This window comes from Anabaena lutea FACHB-196, assembly GCF_014698305.1.
Classification (GTDB): domain Bacteria; phylum Cyanobacteriota; class Cyanobacteriia; order Cyanobacteriales; family Nostocaceae; genus Anabaena; species Anabaena lutea.
This window is the reverse complement of the sequence record NZ_JACJST010000011.1, coordinates 102338-123969: the sequence shown is the minus strand read 5'-3', so window position 1 is coordinate 123969 and position 21632 is coordinate 102338. Positions and strand designations below refer to the sequence as shown.

General features: G+C 41.2%; 6 protein-coding genes. 1 reads left to right on the top strand and 5 read right to left on the bottom strand.

All coding sequences use genetic code 11. The features are described from left to right. Positions 1-63 precede the first annotated feature (63 nt). Positions 64-1224: an ABC transporter permease DevC gene (devC, locus tag H6G59_RS13635; RefSeq protein WP_190715214.1), complete on the bottom strand. Its 1161-nt coding sequence runs from the start codon at positions 1222-1224 to the stop codon at positions 64-66. Positions 1225-1265: 41 nt separating this feature from the next. Then, positions 1266-2459 (bottom strand): ABC exporter membrane fusion protein, encoded by a 1194-nt coding sequence (locus H6G59_RS13630; RefSeq protein ID WP_190715212.1) that lies wholly within the window; start codon positions 2457-2459, stop codon positions 1266-1268. 141 nt (positions 2460-2600) lie between these two features. Between H6G59_RS13630 and H6G59_RS13625 the strand changes: the two genes are divergently transcribed. Next, positions 2601-3146: a PadR family transcriptional regulator gene (locus tag H6G59_RS13625; RefSeq protein WP_190715209.1), complete on the top strand. Its 546-nt coding sequence runs from the start codon at positions 2601-2603 to the stop codon at positions 3144-3146. A 45-nt stretch (positions 3147-3191) separates the two neighbouring features. Here the strand turns inward: H6G59_RS13625 and H6G59_RS27080 are convergent, their stop codons facing one another. The 3 genes from H6G59_RS27080 to H6G59_RS13575 all read right to left on the bottom strand — a co-directional run bounded on the left by H6G59_RS27080 (position 3192) and on the right by H6G59_RS13575 (position 21577). Further along, entirely contained in the window at positions 3192-12230 is a 9039-nt protein-coding gene (locus H6G59_RS27080; RefSeq protein ID WP_199332029.1) for a Calx-beta domain-containing protein, read from the bottom strand. Positions 12231-12506: 276 nt separating this feature from the next. Next, entirely contained in the window at positions 12507-16196 is a 3690-nt protein-coding gene (locus tag H6G59_RS13580; protein WP_190715207.1) for a M10 family metallopeptidase C-terminal domain-containing protein, read from the bottom strand. A 275-nt stretch (positions 16197-16471) separates the two neighbouring features. After that, positions 16472-21577, bottom strand: coding sequence for a Calx-beta domain-containing protein (locus H6G59_RS13575; RefSeq protein WP_190715205.1), 5106 nt, complete (start codon positions 21575-21577; stop codon positions 16472-16474). Positions 21578-21632 lie beyond the last annotated feature (55 nt).

Sequence of the window (21632 nt, the reverse complement as noted above, 5' to 3'; positions counted from 1 at the left end):
TAATTGAACACAGATAAACGCAGATTAACACAGATGTTTTCACTTAGTTTTAGTTAACTGCTTTTAAAAAACGTCAGCAGGATCAGCAGCTTGTAATTTTTGCATAGCGATTAATGCGGAAATTGAACACATCAAAGTTGTGAGAATAAAGATAAATATGGCTCTATCTACAGTCATTATTATCGGTAACAATGTTGCTTGACGAGTCATGAAATATAAACCCTGAGAAATCGCAAACCCAGGAATAAAACCGATAGCTGCTAAAATTAAAGCTTCTTGAAATACAACTACGAGTAAATAGTTATTTTTGAAACCTATTGCTTTTAATGTTGCGTATTCTGGTAAATGATCAGAAACATCACTATAAAGAATTTGATAAACAATTACCGCACCAACAACAAAGCCAATGATTGCACCTAATGTAAATGTAAATCCTACAGGTGTGCTAGTATTCCAAAAGCTTTTTTCCTGAGCCATAAATTCCTGTTTAGAGAGAACTTGGACATCATTTGGTAAATTGGCTTTTAAATTAGCGATTACCCAATTTACATCTGCACCAGGTTCTAGTTTTATTACCCCAAAATCAATTAAACCTCGTTCTCGTCTTTTCCCTAATAAACGCAGAAAGTTCACATCACTCGTAATAATATTACCATTTACCCCAAAAGAAGTTCCTAACCTGAATAAACCAACAACATTAATCTGACGATTATTTAATTCTGTCCTTACTCCATTTTTAGTTTCAAATTGAGAAACAATCGTTCCAAATTCTTTACGCGAACCTCTATCAAATAAAACTGTATCTGCTTCTCTGAGGTAGTTTAAATTCTCTTGTACACTGGGTAAATTAACTACTTTTTCTTCAGGATTAAAACCGATAGCATAAATTCTCCAAGTTTGTTGGTTATCCGGATTTTTCCAAGGAATAAAATCTAAATAAATCGGACTAACTGATTGCACTCCGGTAAAACCTAATGCTTGATATAATCTTCTTTGAGAAAATTGATCAAGAGAAATTAAAGCTTTATAACGAGAACTTACAAGTACAATTTCCCCTTCTAAACTATTATGTAATTGTACCGCACCATCAAATAAAGCTTCACGAATTCCCAGTTGCAAAAACATCAAAACATCTGCAAAAGCAATTCCCGCAATAGCTACTCCCATTCGGGCTTTTTCTCGTGATAGTTGTAACCACGCAAGAGGTATTTTTCGTTTCCACATAATTATAAATAAATTATTTGCGTTTATCTGCGTTTAATTCATTATTTATTTAAAGAAATTGCCACCTTCACTTTAGAATTAGTCAAACCAGTCACTCGCTGACTAGATTCAGGATTAAGACGTATTTTTACTTCTACAACTCGTGCATCAATATCAGCCGCAGGATCAGTGTTGAGGACATCTTTTTTAGCAATTAATAAGCCGATATAATCAACCTTTCCTTTGAGTGTTCCAGGTAAGTTGAGTTGATTAATAGTGGCTTCTTGTCCTAATTTAACTTTATTAATATCATTTTCATAAACTTCTGCAACTACATACATTTGATTAGTTTCACCGATTTCGACAATACCTTTATCGGTAACTACTTCACCTGTCCAAGAATGAATTTTCAGAATTTGTCCATCTTTAGGAGAACGCACATAAGTTAAATTTAAATCTGCCTCTGCTTCTTTTACTGATGCTTCTGCACTTTCAATTTCGGCAATTGCAGCTTGTAAATCAGTAGGACGAATTTCGGCAATTCTGTTTAAAGTTGCTTTGGCTTGTTTGAGTTTTTCTCTCAACGTTTCTGATGTCTGGGACTGATTTGCAATGGCTTCCCGCAAACTCGCTTGTGCTGTTTCTAAAGTCAACTTTTTAGTATCACGAATAGAAGCGGAAACTGCACCTTCAGATTGCAAAGATTGATAACGCTGATATTCAAGTTCGGCATTTTTAACTTCTGCTTCTAAGCGTTTCACAGTGGCAATTCTAGCAGCACTTTCTTGACGCAATAGTGCTTCTAATTCGGTAATTGTGGCTTTTTGTGCTTCAATTTCTCCCTGTTTTGCACCAGCTTTTACCTGTGCTAAACGCGATTCTGCTACTTTCACCTGTTGTTTGGCTTGGTTGAGTGCAGCCAGTCTGCGATCGCTACTATCTAGAATAGCAATCATTTGTCCTTTTTGAATGCGATCGCCTTCTTTAACTAAAAGTTGCGCTACACGGTTACTACCAGCCATCTGAGACACCGATAATTGAATCACTTCCCCTTGGGGATCGATTCGTCCTAAAGCCGTAATTGCCTTGATTACAGGGCGATTATCAGCCGCTAAGGTAGCTTTTTCAGCAGGATTATCACTAGATAAAAAGTATAACGACCCTGCAACACTTGTCAAAGCTAAAACTACCACCGTTGCAATTAGCGGAGTTGAAAACTTAGGAATTCTTGCTTGGTTGGGGTCAAGATTTTGCATAGATGTAACTACCTGAGGTTCAGCAATTAAACTTGCTGTACACAACTATTTAGATATACTAGTTTTATTCAATTTGTTGTATACAAATTATAGTGTAACCTTAAATAAATATCTGTCAAGTAGCCAAGTAATTTTTTATTTATGGGTTTGCCGCAAGCAATTTTGACTTGTTTAATCGAAGCACCTCACAGCGGTTATGACCTTTCCAAGGTTTTTAGCGAATCAGTGGGTTATTTTTGGCACGCTTCACAACAGCAAATTTACAGGGAATTAGGCAAACTCGAAACACAAGGTTTCATTGTTTCCGAGATCATTCCCCGTGAAGGTCGTTTGGATAAAAAAATCTACTCAATCACAGAACTAGGAAAGCAACATTTAGTGGAGTGGATGAAAAAACCTAGTGAACCTGATGTGATTAGAGAAGACATATTAGTAAAAATATTTTCTGGTAGTTTAGTATCCGTTAACATTCTCATCGAAGATGTAGAACATCGTCGCCGATTACATCTAGAAAAATTGTCTAAATACCGAGAAATTGAGCAAGAACATTTTCCGCAAAAAGAAGCATTAACTCACCCACAAAAGTTAAGACATTTAGTGTTAAAAGCAGGTATTCGCTACGAATTAGAGTGGATAGATTGGTGTGATGAAGCATTAGAAATGCTCAAAAATTCACCCCAAAAATAATGTAGGGTGGGCATTGCCCACCTTTTCTATCATCCAACGAAAGCACTAAGCAATCAAAACAAAATCACTGCTACTGAGAGTGATATCAGGATTACCTAAATAAGCAAACTCAAACACTGCCGCTGCATTCAAAACATTAGCATTTTGGTTATAGAAAATACTGCCAGTTTCTTGACTATAAACAATGCGGGCAGTACTAGCATCTACTAACCCATCATTTGCAACCACCGCAAAATTGGTTAACGCCTGTCCGACCGCATTAGTAATAGCATTAAATGTAGCTTTACTCAAAGCAATCTTGTCCTGTCCAACTGCAAAATCGGTAATGTAATCAACACCTAAATTAGCATTAAAAACTCCACTACCTTGGAAGCGAAATTGATCAGCACCAACTCCTCCGGTGAGAACATCATCACCCAATCCCCCCCAGAGAGTATCATTTCCTCCTAACCCTTGCAGTAGGTCATTTCCAGCACCACCATTGAGGATGTTGTTCGCACCATTTCCTCTGATGATATTCTTGAGGCTATTTCCAGTTCCGTTGATAGCTGTACTACCTGTGAGTGTTAGATTTTCAACGTTTGTCCCCAAGGTGTAGCTAATGGAGGATTGAACTGTGTCTGTTCCTTGTGAAGCTAGTTCGGTAATCGTATCAGTTGTACTGTCAACAATGTAAATGTCATTGCCTAACCCACCAATTAAGATGTCAATACCTGCACCACCATTAAGGATGTTATTCGCACCATTCCCTGTAATCGTATTGTTCAGGCTATTTCCAGTTCCGTTGATGGCTGCACTACCTGTGAGTGTTAGATTTTCAACGTTTGTCCCCAAGGTGTAGCTAATGGAGGATTGAACTGTGTCTGTTCCTTGTGAAGCTAGTTCGGTAATCGTATCAGTTGTACTGTCAACAATGTAAATGTCATTGCCTAACCCACCAATTAAGATGTCAATACCTGCACCACCATTAAGGATGTTATTCGCACCATTCCCTGTAATCGTATTGTTCAGGCTATTTCCAGTTCCGTTGATGGCTGCATTACCTGTGAGTATTAGGTTTTCCACATTGGCTGGTAGGGTAGTGGTAACAAATGCAGTGAGGGTATCAGTAATAGTTGTGGTAGCAGTTTTTGATGTTCCCAACGTGGCATTTGTAGAGTTGCTGAGAGTCAGGGTAAAGGTTTCATTTGCCTCATTGACAGAATCGTTGAGGATGGGAATATTAATCACCTGACTGGTGACACCTGGGTTAAAGGTGAGAGTTCCTCTTGTGCTGGTATAGTCTGATCCAGCTTGAGCGGTTCCATTGCTAGTGAGATACTGGACTGTAATCGTTTGGGTACTAGAATTAGACAGACTCACAATATAAGCAACATTTTGGGGACTCGTGAAGCCTTCCACTATGGTTTGATTAGCACTCAGATTGATAACAGGTTGGATAGTACCGATAGTGGTTGTAGCATCAGCTAGAGTTGGCGCTATTTCAGTTAAACCTAAGTTGTCGGTAGCGACGCTATAGAACCTGTATGTTTTACCTGCTAGACCGTTATAAGTAGCAGAAGTAGCTGTAATATCATCTTTCCACAGCACATATTGACCGCCATCGGTAGCCACATAAATATCGTAGGAGGCAATGCCACTGCCGTTATCTGAACCTGTCCAAGATACGGTAAAGTTAGCGTTACTGTTGGCAGGTAAGGCAGTTACTTGACTGGTCGGTGCATTACTATCTAGGGTATTAAAGACGGCAATGGTTTGAATAGGCGTTTGGCTGTTAAAGGTAATGCTGGCTTGGGCATCAACGCGAGTATTATTAGCGGAGTTGGCTTTAGGTTGAACGCTATAACCTACAAAACCACTTCCTGCCCCGTTTTGATCATTGGGAGGTAAAAAGCCCTGAGTCGCACTATTAGCGGCGTTGCCTGTGGTGGGGTTAATGGCAGTAAATGTCCAAGTGACGACTCTTGTGGTAGTGTTTAGTCCCGCATTGACATCGACAAACACACCTCTGGTACTACGCAGGTCAAGGCGTTGACTGTAATTTTGTACGCCGTTGGGAACATCAAGGGTAATATCCCCAAAACCAAAGTCTTGTAAGGTAAAGGTGTTGAGGTCTAGGTCAGTGTCGAGGGTTTGAGTGATGGTAACTTGAGCAACTGGAGTAGTTCCGGCTGCTGCGGTGTTAGCAAAGCGGATAGTGTAGGGAATGACTGCATTGGCAGTTAAATAGTGTTGAGTTCCCAAACCATCGGGGTTCGTCAGGGTGTTAGATGATTGGAGTTGTAAGTTAACGTAACCCTGAATAAATTCGGGTGCGCCATTGGTAAGGGCAATATCAACAATGGCATTTTCCAGCAGATTTGGATCTGTAATTCCTGCATTTCGGGCAATCTGTTCAGCATCGGCGCGTTGTTGGGCGGTTAGAGTAATAGCACTGGGTGGGAAGTTGAGGTCGGTAAAGGTCGTGGTACTTTGCCCTGAAGTGTAGTCAAAGAGGGAATTTGCTTGAGTAATCCGCCAACTGTCATCATAATCACCGTAGAGTCGTTGATCTGTAATTGTGCCACCGATGACAGTACCGTTACGGAGAGCAAAGTCATCGTTAGGAGTTCCGTTATAGTTGCCTAAAAGTCCGACTACTTTACCTTTGCGGTTATCAGCAAGACCAAGACTGATATTAATGTAAGTATTGCCATACATTGTTACCTGAATTTGATCGCCATTAGCTGTAAAAATGTTGTATTCATTACCTGAACGGGTAATGAAGTTTTGTCCGACTGCATAAAGTTCAGCGTTGGGAAGGGTTATGGCAGTACCGTTAATTTTTAAGGGGTTTGCATCATTCAAATACAAAGCGATACGTTGTCCACCAGCTTTAATCGCAATGGCGGTATTAACCGTAACTGTAGTGCTACCGTTCCAAGGTTGTTGTCGGGTTTGAATTTCAAAGTCGTCTGTTGTGGATTTGACGAAGGTATATTCTCCTGCTCCTTGGAAGTCGTATTTAATGCCGTCGAAGGTTTCTAGGTGGGGGTCGCCATTTGAGCCACCCTTTCCTCCACCCTTTCCACCGCCAGCACCTCCACCCTTTCCACCGCCAGTGCCTCCACCACTACCACCCGGTCCTGAACCGGGTTTATTTCCACCAGTGCCTCCACCCTTTCCTACGCCTGGTGGTGGTGTAGGATTAGGAGGATTAGGTTTAGGATTTGGAGTTGGTATTACTGTTCCACCGTAATTGTTAATCACTCCACCATTATTAATAATTACAGTTCCACCATTATTATTAATTACAGTTCCGCCATTATTATTCCCGGTTCCGCCATTATTATTACTCCCGGTTCCACCATTGCTAGAAGGTCTAGACAGATTATTGATTATTGCTACTGCTATAGCTCCTACCGCACTTATAGCAGCAGCAATAATTGCCGCGTTTTCTCCTGCGGGGTCAAAATATATCAGTGGATTATTACTTACATACCTGTAAAAATTCGTATCCCCACCATTAAACCCAATCGGATCAACCGCCGTAAACCGTCCCAACCCACTATCATAAAACCTTGCTCGCATGAAATCGAGTCCATTGCCCTCATCCATCACCCCCCATTGACCCACATACTCAAAGGGATTGGCAACACCTTCAACCTTAGTTAAATCTTCTCCAAAGGGTAAATAACTGTAACGGTTAACATAACTCCCATCCGTTGCTGTTAACCCAATAGTTGAACCCAAAGCATCCGCATCATAATAATTACTATTGCTACCATTTACCCGACTCACTAAACCAATCCCGTGAGTGTAGTTAGCAACTAAGGTGCTACCGTTATATTCTCCGACAATATCCCCTAACCCAAAAGGATCAAGTAAATATTCCGTCTTTTGACCATTGAAAATAGTCGCAACGCGGTTTCCTAAACCATCATATTGATATTCCCAAGTTCCTTGAGCATTGACAACTTTAGTCAGACGATTTTCAACATCATAAGTATAAGTTGAAGTCTGTCCTCCTTCGGTTTTGCTGATAACATTCCCATCTGTATCGTAGGTATAGACAGCATTACCGACATTGGTATATTGATTGAGATTATTGGTGTTGTAGTTGGTAGTCGTCCCGTTATCCGTCACACCAATACGATTTCCCGCCGCATCATATTGATAGTTAATGGTACGATTTGTTGGCGTAACCACAGATATTAATTGTCCCGTTGCATCATAACCATATTGAAAAGTTCCTTCCAATGTGGTCATGCTAGTACGCCGACCTAAGTTATCGTAGGTATACTCAAACTTAGAGTTAACGGTATTATTCGCCTTATAGTTAATTAACTGAGTTAACTGACTTTGTTGGTCGTATTGATAGGTCGTATAAGTCCCGTTACCGTTGGTTTCTTTAATCAGACGACCCGCATTATCATAGTCATAGCTGATAATGCTTTGTGATGTTCCATTGGTTAAAGTTTTTAAGCGTCCAACGGTGTCATAGGTGTAGTTAACTGTATAACCATCTTGAGAGACAAGTTTAGTCCGTTGACCATCAGCGTTGTAGGTATAGGTCAAAGAACGTCCCGTAGGATAGGTTATTTTAGTAAGCTGATTTGCACTATCATACTGCATGGTAATAGTTCCGGTGGCATCGGTGACACTGGTAAGATTTCCCTTGGTGTCATAGCCATAGCTAACGCTAGAACCATCAGCGTATTGTTTCTTGGTTAGCAGTCCACTGGTGTTGTAAGTATATCCAATGGTATTACCGCGACGGTTGATAGCACTGGTGATATTTCCCAAAGCATCAACGCTAAACTGTTCAAAACTGCCATCGGGATATGTGATTTTAGTGAGATTGCCTTTGGTATCGTAGGTATAATTAACGCCATTACCTTTTGGATCTATAAACCCAGTCAGTTGATTAAAGATGGCATCGTAAGTAAATTTAACGTCTTGACTGAGTAAATTTGTTTGCTGGGTTAAATTTCCATTTGTATCGTAAGTGTAACCAGTTTCACTACCATTAGGCAGGGTTGCACCAATCAAATTACCATCCGCATCATAGCTGAAAATCAGATTTTGATTATTAACGCCGCGAATTTGTCCACCATTTCCTCGGTCATCCAGTAGGATAGTTTGAGACGCACCTGTACTATCGGTAATCGTGACACCGCCTGTACTATTATCATAACTGTAGGTCAGGGTTTGGGTTTGTCCGTTGCTAAACTCTTTAGTTAGACGACCTTGGTTATCATATTCAAAAGTACGCTGATAGCCTAAATCCGATTTTACCGATAACAAAGAATGTTTTTTCGCTGCTACTGTACCTGTATCGTAGGTATAGGTTGTCGTTCCATCAGGACTGGTGACAGATAGGAGGTTTTCCCCAGAGGCATTATAACTATAGCTGGTAATTTGTCCTGTAGAGTCGGTAATCTGGCTAATCCGCCCTTGGGCATTGTAAGCTAAGGTTAAACTATCGCCATTAGTGTGAACTAACTTAGTCAGGCGATTATTGGTATATTGCAGGGTAATTTTATTGCCGTTGGTATCTTGAACGTAGCTGAGTTTGCCATCAGTCCCAAATAATGAGATTAAACCATTAGCTTCTTTTAAGCGATACTGACCATTGGTAATTGTTAAAGTTGCACCACCATCTTCAAGGTAAGTAACACCGTCGGTTTGCTTCTCAAAAACGCGCTGTAAATCTCCCACGCTACGGATAATAACATTACCTTTACTATCTGTTGTGGCGCGTAAATCCCACTGACTTGCCCAACCCCGTCCTAAACTGCCTAAATTGTAGCGTTCAGCAATAGATTGATAGAAGGTGCGATTAAAGGTTAAAGATAGTCCAGGTGCAGCATCAACTACATCTGTAGTGCTGATTAAGCTAACATTAGTAAGAGTATTAACTGCTTGTTTCCATTCAAAGGCAAATAACCGAGTTAAATCACTGGTTTCCTGTCCCAGTTGACTTAAATAATTTGCATTTTCCGTCATGACAGTTTGAAACTGTCCCGCAGTTGTGCCTAAATTAGCTGTTAAATTACTCCAAATTGCATCCCAAGCCGCATTATCAATAAAACTATAATCTGCGCGGGTTTCGGTTTTAATACTTGCCCAATTAATTACTTCATTGGGTTGAACTTGGGTAACAGCAAAGTTAATTAAACCATTACCGTTGGGAGTATAAGCAAAGGAAAATTCCCCACTTTCACCAGGGGCTAAAATTCCTGATGGTCCATTTTCACTTGTTCCTAAATATAAGTTCAGCAGTTGACGGAGAGTAGCACTAACGGTATTTTCTTCAGGATATGTTACCTGGGCATTTGTAGGAGTAATTCTGAATAAAGGTGCAACGACATCTGTTTGTCCGACATTGGTATATTTAACTGTAACTACACCATTTGCTGGATAACTCAACTGAGTTTGAATATTGCCTACTGCACCATTTGTAACTGTGAAAATATCGTTAACAACAGAACTATTTTGTCCATTGGTAACTTTAACATCATATTTTCCAGTAGCTAATCCCTGTAAGTTAAAAGTTGCCCAAGCTTCGGTTTCATTCACCCAATAAACTTTACTAGCAGTGGTTGGTGTCCCAGTAGGAGAAATTAAGCTAATTTGGTCGTTGGGTGCAAAATTCTGTCCTGAAATAACGATTGTTGTTTGACCTTTATTACTTCCTGATGAACCTTGAGGAAGTCCGGTAATTAACAAAGTAGCATCATTATCAATGATAGTCAGACTTGCAGAATTTTGTTGTCCAATAGTTGCCCCTCCGGTTGGGTTAGTTAAGGTTAATTGGAGGGTTTCATCTAGTTCTGGTGTCGTGTCATTAACGATGGGAATAGTGATGGTTTTACTGATTTCTCCATCGGCAAAATTCACGGTAATAGGAGTATTATTGTAGTCGCTTGTTGCTTTCGCTGTTCCATCTTTAAAGTTAATTCTGGCACTTACAGCCCCATTACTTCCTCCAGTGCGATTAACTGTCACCGAGGCGATCGCAGTGCCATCTTCCTTAAGACTATAAGTTGTGTTACTAAAAGCTAAAACCCCTGATGAAATAAGAGGAATAAATTGGCTAATAGGTGTAATTGCTACGTCATCAATGTAGGCAGATTCTCCTGCTTTAACTTCGCCATCTCGTACCAATCTGACTGTAACCTGGTTAGAAGGCGCAACAAATTCTTTCCAAACAAATTGCCATTGATCAATACCATTTAAGAAAGTTAAGAACAGATTATACTGGATATTGAGTGAAGTCTGAGAACTGTCACCAGCACCAACGTTTGGATCGTTAGCGATATCGTTTAAATCGAGATAAGTATTTCCGCTTGTTAGCCCCCCTGTGTAAATAAAACCACTTAACACATACTTTTCTCCTGCTATCAATCCTGTAACTGTTCTTTGCAAAGCATATCCAGGACCATTGAAAGCAGTATTTGTAATTGCCTTAGCACTAAAATTACCAGAAATGGAGCGATCGCTTGTTATCGTCCATAAATTTTCCCCAGAGGTATTAGACCAACCATTTAAATCCCCTGTTTCAAATCCCCCATTCGTCACTGTTTTCCAGTTACCGATGTTGGGGATATCGTTATCTACTATGGTCAGCTTTGCTTGATTTTGCGTTCCTATTGTAGCCCCATTAGTGGGGTTAGTTAGGGTTAAGTTAACTGTTTCATTACCTTCTATTAGGTTGTCATTAATGATAGGAATTGTCCCAGCAATAGCACCAAATCCTGTGGTAGTTTGAGCCTCGATTATTGTGCCATCATTCTGATTACTGGTTAAGTCATCAACTGTATTACCTTTAATAGAATTAAAATTCCAATAGCCAACTAATCCACTCTCAGCACCTGTTAGTTCCTTATTCAAATTAGCTTGGATTTCTGCTTGAGTTCTAGCTCTATTCCAAATACGAACATCATCAATTGAGCCTTGGAAGAATTGGCTCTCTTCCTGTCTCCCACCAATCCGAAAATCATCTTGATTAACGTGAATATCTCCTAAATTTCCTGAACCATTATAGGTATGGACTAAAACCCCGTTAGCATAGGTTTTAATTACTCCTAAATCATAACTTACAGCAATATGAGTCCATTGATTTAAGGGAGCAACATAATTTGTATTAATAAATGTCCAGCTTGGGTTATCATTAGCAAATGCCCATTGAATAGTACCATCGGAAAAACGGGCAACTTCATATTCTCCTTCCTTGTTAACAATAATTCCACCTGCCAGAATTTCGCTTCCACCACCTGTAGGATTAATCCATGCTTCAATCGTTATCGCATTAGAAACTTCTAAACTTGATTTTGCACCGACATTGACATAATCATTAACTCCATCAAAAGATAATCCTTGACTTACCTGACTAAAATTAACGGTTTTTGTGGTTTCTCCATTGGCAAAATTAACGGTAATTGGGGTATTTTGATAGTCAAAAGGTGCACTAGCAGTACCATTTGTTAGGTTAAGGGTTGCACTGACTATTCCAATACTTCCCCCGGTACGAGTTACGGTAACAGCAGTTACAGGTGTACCATTTTCATTAACGCTGTAGGTTGCTGCACTAAAGGCTATAGTTCCCGAATTCTGCTCAACAGCAACTACTTGTCCATCCACCGTAATCGTAGCGTGATCATCCTCAGCTTTCAAAGTCTGTAAAGTCTCTGTATCCAGACTGTTACCCTGTACTAACTCAGCAAAAATAGCCCCTTCATCTCCAGCACTATCCGTCTGATTAATATGAGCATCCACATAATGCCCAATTTCCTCTAACAGCACCGCACTAACCGCTGTTGGTGTAGCGTTTGCTAAAAAGCTATTTGATAAATAAATCTTATTCGTGCTACTCGCATAAGCGCCGTTAGCATTACCAAGAATGCTACTATCAAGAATCTCAATTTGGGGAAGTTGACTAAAATCACCAGCTTGCCATTGAGAACGAAGCGTTACAGCCACGGTACGGTCGTATTGTGTGCCAAATGTAGTATCGAATAGATTCCAGAAATTTTCTAAACCAGCAAATATGCTGAGTTGGTCGTAGGTCAGTGCAAGAACTGATCTGAGTACGGTATTCATAGATTTGATTAAGTGGGTAAATTATTTGGTACTAAGAAGATGTCTGAAAGTGACACCTAAATCAATGATAATTTTTTCACAAAAGTGACATAAATTTTTGCTTGTGTCAAGGCCAGATTTCGGAAATATGATCAAAATAGTTAAAAAGCTTTCAGTGTATTATGGAAGTCAACATAATTCGTAGTTGCAATCAATGGGGGTTTGAACCCACCACTGATTGAAGACCACCAAATCTTTGATTTGGTGGGGGCTTGTACCCTCTTTAATATCGATGTTCTAAGCAATCAAAACAAAATCACTGCTACTGAGAGTGATATCAGGATTACTTAAATAAGCGAACTCAAACACTGCCGCTGCATTCAAAACATTAGCATTTTGATTATAGAAAATACTGCCAGTTTCTTGACTATAAACAATACGGGCAGTACTAGCATCTACTAACCCATCATTTGCAACCACGGCAAAATTGGTTAACGCCTGTCCGACAGCGTTAGTAATAGCATTGAATGTAGCTTTACTCAAAGCAATCTTGTCTTGTCCAACCGTAAAATCAGTAATGTAATCAACACCTAAATTAGCATTAAAAACTCCACTACCTTGGAAGCGAAATTGATCAACACCAACTCCTCCGGTAAGAATATCATCACCATTACCTCCCCAGAGAGTATCATTTCCTGCTAACCCTTGCAGTAGGTCATTTCCAGCACCACCAACAAGCAGGTTATTTAATGAATTACCTGTCAGACGGTCATTACCGTTACCACCTGTGGCGTTTTCGATGACATTATTCGCAGAAAGAACGAGTTTAAGATTACTATTGACAGTCTGTGTAGTAGTTGTACCAAGATTTACTTTGACGGCAGCAGTAGTATCAGTAAAGTCAAGAGTATCAGTACCACCTGTTGCAGTTTCCGTAATCGTATCCGTTCCTAAAGCAGTATTAGCTAGGAAAGCATAAGTGTCATTACCATTTCCACCTGCAAGAGTGTTATTGGCACTATTACCTCTGAGGACGTTACTACCAGCATTACCAGTACCATTAATAGCCGCTGTTCCTGTTAAAGTCAGGTTTTCCACACCTGCGGCTAAAGTAGTGGTAGCAGAAGCATTCAGAGTATCAGTAATGGTTGTGGTAGCGGTGGTTTTCGTTCCTAAACTAGCGTTAGTGGGAGAACTCAACGTCAGAGTAAAGGTTTCATTCGGTTCATTATTGGCATCATTGACAATGGGGATATCTATAAATTGACTGGTAGTACCAGGGGCAAAGGTCAAAGTTCCTGTTTTGGTGGTGTAGTCTGACCCTGCTGTAGCTGTACCGTTACTGGTTGCATAGTTCACAGTAATGCTTTGGGTACTGGAACTGGAAAGAGTAATGGTATATCTGACGTTTTGTGGACTGGTAAGACCTTCAACTATGGTCTGGTCAGCACTGAGGTTGATGGTGATAGCTGACGAAGTATCATCATTCGTAATAGTTCCCGTTACCGCAGTAGTTGTACCAACGGTGTAACCTGTACCTGTAGCTAAAGTTAAAGCCACGGTTTCATTAGCTTCAACAGTGGTATCTGCGGTGGGGTTAATAGTTAATGTTGCTGTACTGGAACCTGCGGCAAAGGTGATGGTTTTTCCTGTTCCAGGTGTTGCACCAGTGTAGTCTGTACTAGCTGCTGTACCGCCAATGCTATAGTTGACGGTTAAAGCATTGGTTGTACTACCTGTGCGGGTGAAAGTGTAAATTAGGTTTGCTGTTCCATCTTCCGTGACGCTGGCAGGAGATACAGCTAGGGTAATGCTGGGTAAAGCTACATTACCAATAGTGATGATTTGATCGGAAAATTGTACTTTTTCGACATCATACAATGTATCTATGCCATCACGATTACTTACGGAATCAGTAATTGTGAATACTCCTGCATTACTGCTAATTTGGTATTGGGAACGAGTACCTGAATAAACAGCAGTATCACTTCCTACACCACCATAAAGGCTGTCATTACCAACACCACCGACTAACCTATCATCTCCCTGTTCACCAAATAAACGGTCATTTCCTCCACTACCTTGCAGAGTATCATTACCCAAACCACCAAACAAATCATCACTGTTGTTAGTTGCTGTGAAATTGTCATTAACAACAGATGTGCTGAAAATAAAGTCAGTGGCTGCTAGTTGACTGCTACTCAAGCCATCAATTCTCAATCTATAACCATAAATGGAATTAGAAGAGTTGCTATAACGGGCAGCAATGACGGCATTACCTAGAGAATCATCACTGATAAGAGTTAAGAGTGTCTGATAGTCAGCAATACCAACAGTTCTGAGGTCAATTTTGTCTTGTCCTTTGACAAAATCAGTGACTACATCTAAGTCTTGGGACAAACTAGAACCATTGAAATATTCAAAGATAAATTGATCTAGTCCTGTGCCACCATAGAAGGTATCAGAATCTGTTCCTCCCAGGAATCTATCATCACCCTGTTCACCAAATAAACGGTCATTTCCTCCACTACCTTGTAGAGTATCATTACCCAAACCACCAAACAAATCATCACTGCTGTTAGTTGCTGTGAAATTGTCATTAACAACAGATGTGCTGAAAATAAAGTCAGTGGCTGCTAGTTGACTGCTACTCAAGCCATCAATTCTCAATCTATAACCATAAATGGAATTAGAAGAGTTGCTATAACGGGCAGCAATGACGGCATTACCTAGAGAATCATCACTGATAAGAGTTAAGAGTGTCTGATAGTCAGCAATACCAACAGTTCTGAGGTCAATTTTGTCTTGTCCTTTGACAAAATCAGCGACTACATCTAAGTCTTGGGACAAACTAGAACCATTGAAATATTCAAAGACAAATGTATCTAGTCCTGTTCCACCATAGAAGGTATCAGAATCTGATCCTCCCAGGAATCGATCATCTCCCTGTTCACCAAATAAACGGTCGGGATTCGCACCACCTTGTAGAGTATCGTTGCCCAAACCACCAAACAAATCATCACTGCCGCCAGTACCTGTGATGGTGTCATTAACAACAGATGTGCTGAAAATAAAGTCAGTGGCTGCTAGTTGACTGCTACTCAAGCCATTGATTCTCAATCTATAGCCATAAATGGGATTAGAAGAGTTGCTATAACGGGCAGCAATGACGGCATTACTTAGAGAATCATCACTGATGAGATATGAAAGTGTTTGATAGTCAGCAATACCAACATTTCTGAGGTCAATTTTGTCTTGTCCTTTGACAAAATCAGCGACTACATCTAAGTCTTGGGACAAACTAGAACCATCGAAATATTCAAAGACAAATTGATCTAGTCCTGTTCCACCTGTGAGGGTATCAGAACCTGTTCCCCCGAATAATTGATCATTTCCACCTTCTCCCAAAAGTGTATCATTACCACCTAAGCCTTCAATAGTGTCATCACCAGAAGTTCCTTTAATCTCCTCACCACTTGATGTTCCGGTGAAATCCTGCTGTTCTACCTGAATAGTTTGCCCATTTACAGTAATTGTTGCGTGGTCATTCTCTGCTTGCAAAGCTTGTAAGGTGGCATCATCTAGACTATTACCCTGTACTAACTCAGCAAAAATTGCTCCTTCATCACCAACACTATCCGTCTGATTAATTTGAGCATCCACAAAATGCCCAATTTCTTCTAACAAAAGCGTACTAATGGCTTCCAATGTTGCAGCCTTAACAAAGGTATCTGATAGATAAATCTTATTGGTGCTACTGGCATAAGCGCCGTTAGCAGTTCCCAGAATGCTGCTATCAATAATTTCTATTTGCGGAATTTGACTAAAATCACCAGCTTGCCACTGTAAACGCAGAATTTCCGCTACACTGCGGTTGTATGCTGTGCCAAATGTAGTGTCGAAAACCTGCCAGAAGTTATCTAAACCAGAAAAAGCGCTCAATTGGCTGTATGTCAGCGTCAGGGCAGAGTTGAGTAAAGTATTCATAAAATCAGGCTTGTATATGTTCTGCACATCTTAGCCCAGTTTTATTTTTACCAGCAACTGACATATCTGTTGAGAATACTCATACTTACGCAAAATCGAATGAAAGTAGCGGTAATTCATGAATTACCACTAGGCAAGAATCAGGTTTTCAGTTACATCTTGCGTAAGTCCTAAAAACAATGAGATCCCCAACTTCTCAAAGAAATCGGGGATCTGAATAGTAAGTATTAACTCTTACTTTTGCAAGATGCTTAACTATAAGTCAAGCACAGCTATTAAGCGATGAGTAATACGTCTGTTGCAGCTAAGACAGTACCGACTCCCAAATTGGCGAAGATTCCGCCTCCACCATTACCAAAAGCCGACAAGTTGACATTGTAGAACAAGTCTCCAGTTCCTTGATTGTAAACTAAGTACGCATTCAGACTGTCAATACCAGCATTGGTAGCTTGGTTAACTAGAGTAAAACCATTAGCAATCAATGATAAATCTGAACCTGCCGGTCCTACAGCTGTAAAAGTGCTAACATCCAGGAAAATCTTATCTAATTCAGTAGCAAAGTCAGTAATTGTATCCTTACCAACGTAAGTATTTTTTGGCCCTGTCAACCCTAAAGTTGCTCCTGTTTCCTCCAAAGACCCTGTGACTGGATTTACAGCTAAAACTTGACCACCAAATTCAAAAATGTCACCGCCCGCTCCACCAATGAGAGTATCATCACCTGCTTTTCCTTTCAAGGTATCAGCGCCTGATCCACCAAATAAAATGTTATTGGCTTGATTACCAATCAGGACATTATCTCCAGCATTACCTGTACCGTTTATAGAAGTTGTTCCTGCTAGAGAAAGGTTTTCTACGAAAGCTGGTAGGGTGGTGGTGACAAAAGCAGTCAGGGTATCAGTTATGGTTGTAGTGGCACTGGTTTTTGTACCCAGACTGGCATTGGTGGGAGATGTCAAGGTCAGAGTAAAGGTTTCATTTGCTTCATTGATGAAATTATTAACAATGGGGATATTGATGACGCGACTGGTAACACCAGGATTAAAGGTCAAAGTTCCTGAAGTTTTGCTATAGTCTGAACCTGCTATGGCTGTACCGTCACCAGTAGCATATTGGACAGTAATGGTTTGAGTGCTGGTGTTGGAAAGAGTCACCGTATAGGAAACATTTTGAGAACTCGTACTGCCTTCAACTATGGTTTGGTTGTCACTCAGGTTAATCGTGACTAATGGCAAGTCATTATCGGCAATATTCACAGTGGCACTTGTAGCCGTACCCAGGGTGTATCCTGTACCAGTGGCTAAGTCGAGGATAGCTGTTTCTGTACCTTCAACAAGGGTGTCATCAATGGGGTCAACTGTCACAGTTGCAGTGCTACTGCCTGCGGCAAAGGTAACAGTTCCCGTTAGGTTGCTGTAGTCTGTACCATTGGTAGCGGTTCCTGCGGTCGTGTAGTTAACAGTCAAGGCATTAGTTAGGCTACCTGTTCTGGACAGGGTAAATACTCCAGGATTAGCAGTGACACCTGTTGCGGTTTCCGCTGCATTGGCATCTGTAGCAGCCACGGTAATTACAGGTATTAGTGATAAGTCATTATCGCCAATGAGTGATATGTCTGTCGCAGCTAAGACAGTACCGACTCCCAAATTAGCAAAGATTCCGCCGCCACCATTACCAAAAGCCGACAAGTTGACATTGTAGAACAAGTCTCCAGTTCCTTGATTGTAAACTAAATACGCATTCTGAGTGTCAATACCAGCATTGGTAGCTTGGTTAACTAAGGAAAAACCATTAGCAATCAATGATAAATCTAAACCTGCCGGACCTATAGATGTAAAGGTGCTAATATCCAGCCAAATTTTATCTACTCCAGTGGCGAAGTCCGTAATTGTATCCTTGCCAATGTAAGTATTTTTTGGACCTGTAAACCCTACAGTTGCTCCTATTTCCTCCAAAAACCCTGTTTCTGGATTTACAGCTAAAGCTTGACCACCAAATTCAAAAATGTCAGCATCTGCTTCACCGCTGAGAGTATCATCACCTGCCTTTCCTTTCAATGTATCAGCGCCTGATCCAGCAAATAAAATGTTATTGGATTGATTACCAATCAGGACATTATTTCCGGCATTACCTGTACCGTTTATAGAAGTTGTTCCTGCTAGAGAAAGGTTTTCTACGTTGGTAGGTAGGGTAGTAGTAACAGAAGCAACGAGGGTATCGGTTATGGTTGTGGTGGTGCTTGTTTTCGTACCCAAGCTGGCATTGGTGGGAGATGTCAGGGTCAGAGTAAAGGTTTCATTCGCTTCATTGATGGAATCATTGAGAATAGGAATATTGATAACTTGAGTTGTTACTCCTGGGTTGAAGGTTAATGTTCCTGTAGTGTTGCTATAGTCTGAACCAGCTATGGCTGTACCGCTAGTAGTTGCATATTGGACAGTAATGGTTTGGTTACTGATGTCGGAAAGAGTAACCGTATAGGCAACGTTTTGAGGACTAGTAAGTCCTTCAACTATGGTTTGGTTGTCACTCAGGTTAATAGTGACTGGTGGGAAGTCATTATCAGCAATATTAACAGTGGCACTTGTAGCAGCACCCAAGGTATATCCTGTACCAGTGGCTAAGTTAAGGATTGCTGTTTCTGTACCTTCAACAAGGGTGTCATCAATAGGGTTAACTGTCACCGTGGCTGTTGCAGAACCTGCGGCAAAGGTCACAGTTGCAGGTAGGTTGGTATAATCTGTGCCGTTGGTAGCGGTTCCTGCGGTGGTGTAATTAACAGTTAGAGCATCAGTTGTGCTACCTGTTCTGGTGAGAGTAAATACTCCCGGATTTGCGGTTTCACCTGTTGCGGTTTCCGCTGCATTGGCATCTGTTGCGGCTATGGTAATTACTGGTAGAGGTGGGAAGTCGTTATCAGCAATATTGACAGTGGCACTTGTAGCAGCACCCAAGGTATATCCTGTACCAGTGGCTAAGTTAAGGATTGCTGTTTCTGTACCTTCAACAAGGGTGTCATCAATAGGGTTAACTGTCACCGTGGCTGTTGCAGAACCTGCGGCAAAGGTCACAGTTGCAGGTAGGTTGGTATAATCTGTGCCGTTGGTAGCGGTTCCTGCGGTGGTGTAATTAACAGTTAGAGCATCAGTTGTGCTACCTGTTCTGGTGAGAGTAAATACTCCCGGATTTGCGGTTTCACCTGTTGCGGTTTCCGCTGCATTGGCATCTGTTGCGGCTATGGTAATTACTGGTAGAGGTGGGAAGTCGTTATCAGCAATATTGACAGTGGCACTTGTAGCAGCACCCAAGGTATATCCTGTACCAGTGGCTAAGTTAAGGATTGCTGTTTCTGTACCTTCAACAAGGGTGTCATCAATGGGGTTAACTGTCACCGTGGCTGTTGCAGAACCTGCGGCAAAAGTAACGGTTGCGGGTAGGGTGGTGTAGTCTGTGCCGTTGCTGGCTGTGCCGGCAAGGGTGTAGTTAACAGTCAGTCCGCTGGTTGTACTACCTGTTCTAGTCAGGGTAAAGACTCCAGGGTTAGCAGTTACACCTGTTGCGGTTTCCGCTGCACTGGCATCTGTTGCGACAACTGTAATTACTGGTTGAGCCTGGGAGTCATCATCAATGATTGTACCTGTGACGGCAGTGGCTGTGCCGATCGCATAATTTGCGTTAGGAGCTAAGGTTAAAGCTATGGTTTCATTGGACTCTACTGTGGTATCGGTTGTGGGGTTGATGGTTAGAGTTGCTGTACTTGCACCCGATGCAAAGGTAATGCTTCCTGCTGTGTTTGTGAAGGTTGCTGCTCCAGTTTGAACATAGTCAGTGTTCAGTGTAGCTGTGCCAGCAACTCCATAGTTCACAGTTAAGGCTGTAGCTGTATTTCCAGTTCTGGTGAACGTGTAAACTAAATTTGTTGCCCCGTCTTCAAGGACGCTAGTGGGATTGACAGTTAAAGTGATAACAGGAGCATCATCATCAAGAATAGTACCTGTGACGGCAGTGGCTGTACCGATACTGTAACCAGTTCCAGCAGCTAAGGTTAAAGCAACGGTTTCATTATTTTCAATGTCGGTATCTCCTGTAGGATCAATGGTTAGGGTTGCTGTACTTGCTCCTGTGGCAAAAGTAATTGTTCCTGTTGTGGCGTTAAAGCTACTCGCACCTGTTTGAGTATAGTCACTATTTAAGGTAGCAGCACCGCCAACACTGTAGTTAACGGTTAGAGAACTGGTAGTAGCGCCCTCACGAGTGAAAGTGTAAACTAAGTTGGTTGTTCCGTTTTCAAAGACGCTGGCAGGAGAAACCGATAGATTGACAACAGTATTCTGAACTTCATTATCAGAAATGATCACTGTTGCACTATTTGGTGTTCCCAAATCGTAATTATTAGTATCAATTAATGACAGGATGACGGTCTCATTTCCTTCGACAAGAGTATCGTCTGTGGGAGTGATAGTAACAGTGGTTGAAGCCTGTCCAGCAGGAATAACTATGGTAGAAGGAATGGTATTGTAGTCGGTGGCAGATGCAGTTCCCGAAATTGTGTAATTCACGCTGAGAGCGCTAGAGGTGCTACCTGTCCGAGTGATAGTAAATACACCCACATTAGGTGTTGTTCCTTCTCCCGCGTCACTATCTGTAGCTGTTACCCTGACAGAAGTTGCATTACCAAAACTGGCTGCTTGCAGAAAAACGGCAGAGTCATAAGCCGAGTCACCAGTATCTGCGATCGCTAACTTGATTCTATTAGTAACACCAGGGACGAGACCTGTTGCCGTTGCACTTAATACAGTTGTAAAACCATCAAACTGTAGATCAAACGTAGTTCCATAATTGGGAGTGAAAAACGACGAGTTCGGTCCCGTTCCTGGAGTGAATGAACTACCAGCATTGACGGTATTGATAGAAACAGGGGTTGTCGTACCAGGGATGAGGGCAATGTTTTGACCATTTAAGAAAAAGGCAAAGACATCATTGAATTGTGTATTTACAAACTCGGGATACTCTTCAGAAGCAAATACATAGGAGAAGCTGATAGTACTCGTCGATGGAATAAAGTCAAACTCTAATACTGCGGCATCCTCTGTGCTAAGAGGATCGACTATGGTATCTAGATCCGTGTCACCTGGTCTACTATTGTTTCCGCTTCTGCTACCTGTGTTATTTGGACCTTGGGCAAAAGCAATGTTTCCAGTGCTAAGAATAATACCGCTATCTATGCCTATACCAGCCCCTATCCCTCCAGTAAAAGTACCTCCAGCAACGTTTGCACCTGTAAAAGTTATATTGGTTGCTGTAACACCCGCGCCGAGTAAAGTGTTAACAAGTTGCGTGGCCGTAACGCTAGTTAAATCAGTTGTACTTACAGTAGTCATAAAATACTATTTGTATACGTTGCACACATTTTAGCCTTATTTAATTTTTATAAGC